Origin of the sequence: Camelimonas fluminis (genome assembly GCF_014656355.1) — a bacterium.
In the GTDB taxonomy this organism is placed as follows: Bacteria; Pseudomonadota; Alphaproteobacteria; order Rhizobiales; family Beijerinckiaceae; genus Camelimonas; species Camelimonas fluminis.
In genome coordinates this window covers 121,559-127,083 of record NZ_BNCG01000012.1, presented here as the reverse complement: position 1 = coordinate 127,083, position 5,525 = coordinate 121,559, and the positions used below count along the sequence as shown (strand labels likewise).

The 5,525-nt window shown below is 61.4% G+C and carries 2 protein-coding genes and 3 pseudogenes; 3 read left to right on the top strand and 2 right to left on the bottom strand.

What is annotated here, in order from left to right; genetic code table 11:
• A pseudogene (locus IE243_RS14055) lies at positions 1-1,370 on the top strand (IS110 family RNA-guided transposase); the annotation flags it as partial.
• Positions 1,371-1,751: 381 nt separating this feature from the next.
• Here the strand turns inward: IE243_RS14055 and IE243_RS14050 are convergent.
• Positions 1,752-2,792, bottom strand: coding sequence for an IS110 family RNA-guided transposase (locus tag IE243_RS14050; RefSeq protein WP_191320019.1), 1,041 nt, complete (start codon positions 2,790-2,792; stop codon positions 1,752-1,754).
• A 100-nt stretch (positions 2,793-2,892) separates the two neighbouring features.
• Between IE243_RS14050 and IE243_RS14045 the strand changes: the two are divergent.
• A pseudogene (locus tag IE243_RS14045) lies at positions 2,893-3,777 on the top strand (IS481 family transposase); the annotation flags it as partial.
• Between the two features lie 3 nt (positions 3,778-3,780).
• Here IE243_RS14045 and IE243_RS14040 read toward each other — a convergent pair.
• Positions 3,781-4,029 (bottom strand): annotated as a pseudogene (locus IE243_RS14040) (transposase); the annotation flags it as partial.
• A 124-nt stretch (positions 4,030-4,153) separates the two neighbouring features.
• On the opposite strand from IE243_RS14040, the gene IE243_RS14035 reads away from it, so the two are divergent.
• Positions 4,154-5,371 carry an IS701 family transposase gene (locus IE243_RS14035; protein WP_191320018.1) on the top strand — a complete coding sequence of 406 codons (1,218 nt, stop codon included), beginning with the start codon at positions 4,154-4,156 and terminating at the stop codon, positions 5,369-5,371.
• Positions 5,372-5,525 lie beyond the last annotated feature (154 nt).

Below are 5,525 nucleotides of genomic sequence, written 5' to 3'. Positions count from 1 at the left end.
GCGCGATAAACCCTCTGGTTCCCGGTCTTCCGATTTGACGACGGTGCATGTGAACGCGGCTGCGATTGACATCGGAGCCACGATGCATATGGCGGCGGTGGGCGCGGATCGCTCGTCCGAGCCGGTGCGCCGCTTCGGCACGTTCACGGCCGATCTCTGCCGCTTGGCCGACTGGTTCGCGGAATGCGGCGTGAAGACCGTGGTGATGGAATCGACCGGTGTCTACTGGATCCCGATCTTCGAGCTGCTGGATGAGCGTGGCTTCGAGGTCTTTCTGGTCAACGCACGTGATGCCAAGCATGTACCCGGGCGCAAGACCGACGTCAGCGACGCTCAATGGCTGCAGCGGCTTCATTCCCATGGTCTGCTGCGCGCCAGCTTCCGGCCGAAGGGCGAGATCGCCGAGCTTCGGGCCTATCTGCGTCAGCGGGAGCGCCTCCTGGACTATGCCGCCTCGCATATTCAGCACATGCAGAAGGCGCTGACTGAGATGAACCTCCAGCTTCATCACGTCGTGTCGGACGTCACGGGAGCGACCGGCCTTCGCATCATCCGGGCGATCGTGGCCGGCGAGCGTGACCCGGCCGTACTGGCCATGCTGCGCGATACCCGCTGCCATGCGGATGCCGAGACGATCCAGAAGGCCTTGAGGGGGCCACTATCGATCCGAGCATCTGTTCGCCCTCGAACAGGCCCTCGGCCTGTACGAAGCCTACCAGGAACGAGCCCAGGCGTGCGACGTGCGGATCGAGGCCGTCCTCAAAGCACTGAGCACCCTTCGCGATCGGCAAACCGTTCCCATGCCGCCGCCGCGCCAGCGGGGAAGCCGGCAATCGAACGGACCCGGGTTCGATGTGCGCGGTGCGCTCTACGGTCTGCTCGGCAAGGATTTGACGCAAATCCACGGCATGGGGCCATATCTCGCGCTCAAGCTGATCGCCGAATGCGGCGACGACCTCTCAGCATGGCCGACAGCAAAGCACTTCACGTCCTGGCTCTGTCTGGCTCCCAGCAACAAGATCTCCGGCGGCAAGGTTCTGTCGTCACGGACACGACGCTCGGGCAGCAGAGCGGCGGCGCTGTTGCGACTGGCCGCGACAACCATCGGTCGAACCGACACCGCCCTGGGAGCCTTCTACCGTCGCCTTTCAACCCGTACCGGCAAGGCGAAGGCCGTCACTGCGACCGCTCGCAAGATCGCGGTGCTGTTCTACAATGCTGTCCGCCACGGGATGGATTACGTCGATCCAGGAGCTTCGTCCTACGAGGCACGTTATCGGGCCCGGGTCATCGACAATCTGCAGCGGCGGGCTAAGACGTTCGGCTTTGTCCTCCAGCCTGCCGGCCTCGCGGTGGATGCCGTTTCTTAGGTGTTTGATCCCGGATTTTGATGGTGCAGTCTTTTCGCAGGAATGGAAGGATGCACTATGGGCCAGGTTCACCACGGGAGCGCCACAACGACAGCGGCGGTCCGTCGAGCGATACAACATAGTCATGTCTGGACGGCGCCCGCCGATCAAGGGCTTGTTCCGGCAATTGGGACAGTCGCGGGTGCGGTCATGTCTCCGGCCTGTTGGTGCGGCGCTGTGACCGCTGGCCCTGATGGTGTCCGCTGATCCTTTGGCCTGATCAAGAGAACGAACTCGAAGCTCCGACTATGTTGCAGGCTTTCGGGATCTGTCCTCGTCTGTTCCCATCACGTCACTGTCACCCTCGATTCTGGACCGCGGCCTCAGCTGCTGCGGCTGCTATTACGTCCGTGTGCCGGCATAGTGTGCCCCATCACGCATGAGTGCGAAGGCGATGCGGGCGAGCTTGTTGGCGGTCGCTACGGCGACAAGCTTGAACGGTTTGGTCTCCATCAGGCGGTCGGCCCAGCTTCTCAATGCATCGCTGCAGCGTTTCCGGTGGAAGAGGACCGCGTGAGCGCCGACGACGAGCAGCTTGCGCAGATATCGGTTGCCCATCTTCGAAACGCGCCCCAGCCGCTCCTTGCCGCCCGATGAACTTTGCCTCGGCGTGAGCCCGAGGAAGGCGGCGAACTCGCGCGGGCCCGAGAACGCGGAGATGTCCTGGACGCTTGCGGCAAGCGCAGAGGCGGTGACGGGACCGATGCCGGGAACACTCATCAGGCGGCGTGCCGTCGCATCGGCTTTGGCCAGAGCCAGAATGGCCTGATCGCTTTGCCGGATCTCCTGATCGAGTTCGTTCAACCGACGCACCACAGGCAACAGCGCCGCGCGCACGATCGCCGGGATCATGTCGTTGCCTTCCACGATGAGAACCGCCAGAGCACGGGCATTGTTCGGTCCCTGCGCGGCAATGATCCCGATCTCGGCCAGATGGCTGCGTAGCGCGTTGAGCAGTTGGGTGCGCTGTGCCACCAGAAGTTCGCGCACCTTGTGGTGCATGAGCGCAGCCTGGTTCTCGACCGATCGCACCGGCACAAAACGCATAGAAGGCCGCGTCACCGCCTCGCAAATGGCCGCCGCATCCGCGGCGTCATTCTTCTGGCGGCGGACATAGGCCTTCACGTAGGCAGGCGGCATCAGGCGGACGTCATGGCCAAGCTTCATTAGCTGACGGGCCCAGTGATGCGCCGAGCCGCATGCCTCCATGCCGATCAGGCACGACGGCAGACGCTCGAAGAATGCCATCAAATCTTTGCGCCGCAGCGCGCGAGACGTGACGACATGGCCGACATCGTCGATCGCGTGGACCTGGAAGACATGCTTGGCCAGATCGAGGCCGACGGTGGCAACTGTGCTGAGATCGGTGATAGCCTTGTCCATGGACGGTGCTCCTTCAGATGAGTGCTCGACAGCAGCCATCTTGGCACGCCTCTCACGAGGATGATGCCGTTGCGGGCGCCGTCCACGCCATCAAGAGAGCCTGAGGGCGCTGGCGAAGCGCTATGGGATCAACCAGAAAACGGTGGCGAAGTGGAGGAAGCGGACCTCGGTAGCCGATCGTCCAACCGGGCCGAAAGAGCCGCATTCCACGGTGTTGTCGCAGGAAGATGAGGCAATCATCGTCGCCTTTCGACGTCATACGCTGCTGCCGCTCGATGACTGCCTCTATGCGCTTCAGGCGACGATCCCGCATCTGACGCGCTCTTCACTGCATCGCTGCCTTCAACGCCACGGCATCTCCCGGCTGCCGGACGTAGAGGGCGACAAGGCGCCGAAGAAGAAGTTCAGGAGCTACCCGATCGGCTACTTCCACATCGATATTGCAGAGGTGCAGACGGCCGAGGGCAAGCTGCACATGTTTGTCGCCATTGATCGCACGTCAAAATTTGCCTTCGCCCAACTGGTAGAGAAAGCAAACCGGGTCACCGCATCGGCCTTCCTCGTCGCCCTGATTGAGGCGACGCCCTACAAAATCCACACCGTGCTCACCGACAACGGCATCCAGTTCCGGTATCCGCCGCGCTACGCAAACGGGCCGACCGCGCGATACATGACCCATATGTTCGACATGCGTTGCCGCGAGAATGGCATCGAGCACAGGTTCACCAGGATCAACCATCCATGGACCAACGGTCAGGTCGAACGCATGAACCGGACCATCAAGGACGCCACCGTCAAGCGCTTCCATTATGACGGTCACGATCAGCTACGCCGACATCTGCGCGACTTCATCGACGCATACAATTTCGGACGAAGACTGAAGGATCTAAAGGGGCTCACACCTTACGAGTTCATTTGCAAACAGTGGACTTCAGAGCCTGATCGATTCATCATCGATCCAATCCATCAAATGCCGGGACTGAACACCGGCCATCTGCTCGAAAAGTTGCTGCCAGATGCGCCGTCGCGCCCACCTGTGATAGCGGTTGTAGATCGTGGTGGGCGGACCGTATTCCGCAGGCACATCGCGCCAGCGGCAGCCGGTCTTCAGGACGTGCAGAATGCCGGAGATCACACGGCGATCATCCACCCGTGGCTTCCCGGCCTGCCCATGCGGCAGATGAGGTTCAATGGCGTCCCATGCCGCGTCAGAGAGCCAGAACAAGCGCCCTTTCATCTCCATGCACCTCCAACAAACCAATTCGGAGGGTGAATATGGAAGCAAATTCAGACAATTGTATGGGTTTCCAACCTAGCATTACAGTTGCGCATTGTTCTCCAGTCTGAATCCATAGGTCTCCATGATTCGGAGGTCGTGGATGACAGGTTCCTCAATCGAGGCGACGCTTGAACTGTGGGCATCGTCGCTGCGCGACGTGAAGGGGCGGATGCGCGGCCTGTTTACGCAGGAGCGCGTCGCAGCATCGGCGAACCTCTTTCTGGACGGATTGCTGGGTGACGAGCGGCGCAAGACCGGCTGGATGCGCGCTGAAGCGGCGGGTGATCCAGGGCCATGGCGGCAACAGGCCATTCTGGGGCGTGGACGGTGGGATGCGGACGGGCTCCGCGACATCGTACGGGAGTACGTCGTCGAGAACCTTGGCGCAGATGACGCGGTGCTGGTCATTGATGAGACCGGCTTTCTCAAGCAGGGCAAGGCATCGTGTGGAGTTGCGCGTCAGTATACGGGTTCGGCTGGCAAGATCACAAATTGCCAGATCGGTGTCTTCGCCGCCTATGTTTCGGCCCGTGGCCATGCCTTTATCGACCGGGCCCTGTATCTGCCGAAGAGCTGGACCGGAGATCCCGCGCGGCTTGCCGCTGCCCATGTTCCTGAGGGCACAATTTTTGCCACGAAGCCTGCGCTGGCGGTCGACATGATCCGGCGTGCGCTGGCGGCGAATGTGCCGTTCTCGTGGGTCGTGGCTGATACCGTGTATGGCGTGGGCGATGTTGAAGGGGTCCTGCGGCGGGCCTGCAAGGGTTATGTTCTCGGTGTCAAATCCAGCCATTATTTCGGTTCCTGGGCAGGAAAGCCCCCGGTTGCCGGCACGGCGGAGGACATCGCCCGTAACCTGGCGCCAGATGCATGGCGGCGCCTTTCAGCTGGTGAGGGCACAAAGGGAGCCCGCCTTCACGACTGGGTCTATTGTGAACTCGCCGACCTTGATGCTGACGAATATGACGAAACCAGAACAGGCCTCTGGACCCGGGGCCTGCTGATCCGCCGTCATATCAGCGATGGCGATCTCGCCTTCTTCACCACATGGTGTCCCGCCGGAACGGACATCCAGACGCTCGTCTGCGTGGAGGGTCAGCGCTGGGCCATCGAAGACAGCTTTGAGACCGCAAAGAACGAACTCGGCCTCGACCACAACGAAACCCGCTCATGGCATGGCTGCTGGAACCGGCATGTCTCGCTTGTCATGCTGGCCTTCGCGATGATGGCGGCAATACGCTATCGCGCCAATGACATGACGCTCCCCAAAAAAACGCGGACGCCAGCTACCAGGAACTGATCCGCTGGTCGGTACAGGAAATCCGGCGCATCGCCACCAGGCTTGCCCGAAGACGGATCGAACCCGCCTGCATCATCGCATGGTCGCTTTGGCGACGCGCCCATCAGGCCACCGCAAAAAGCGCTCACATCAAACTGAAATTGCAACTGTAATG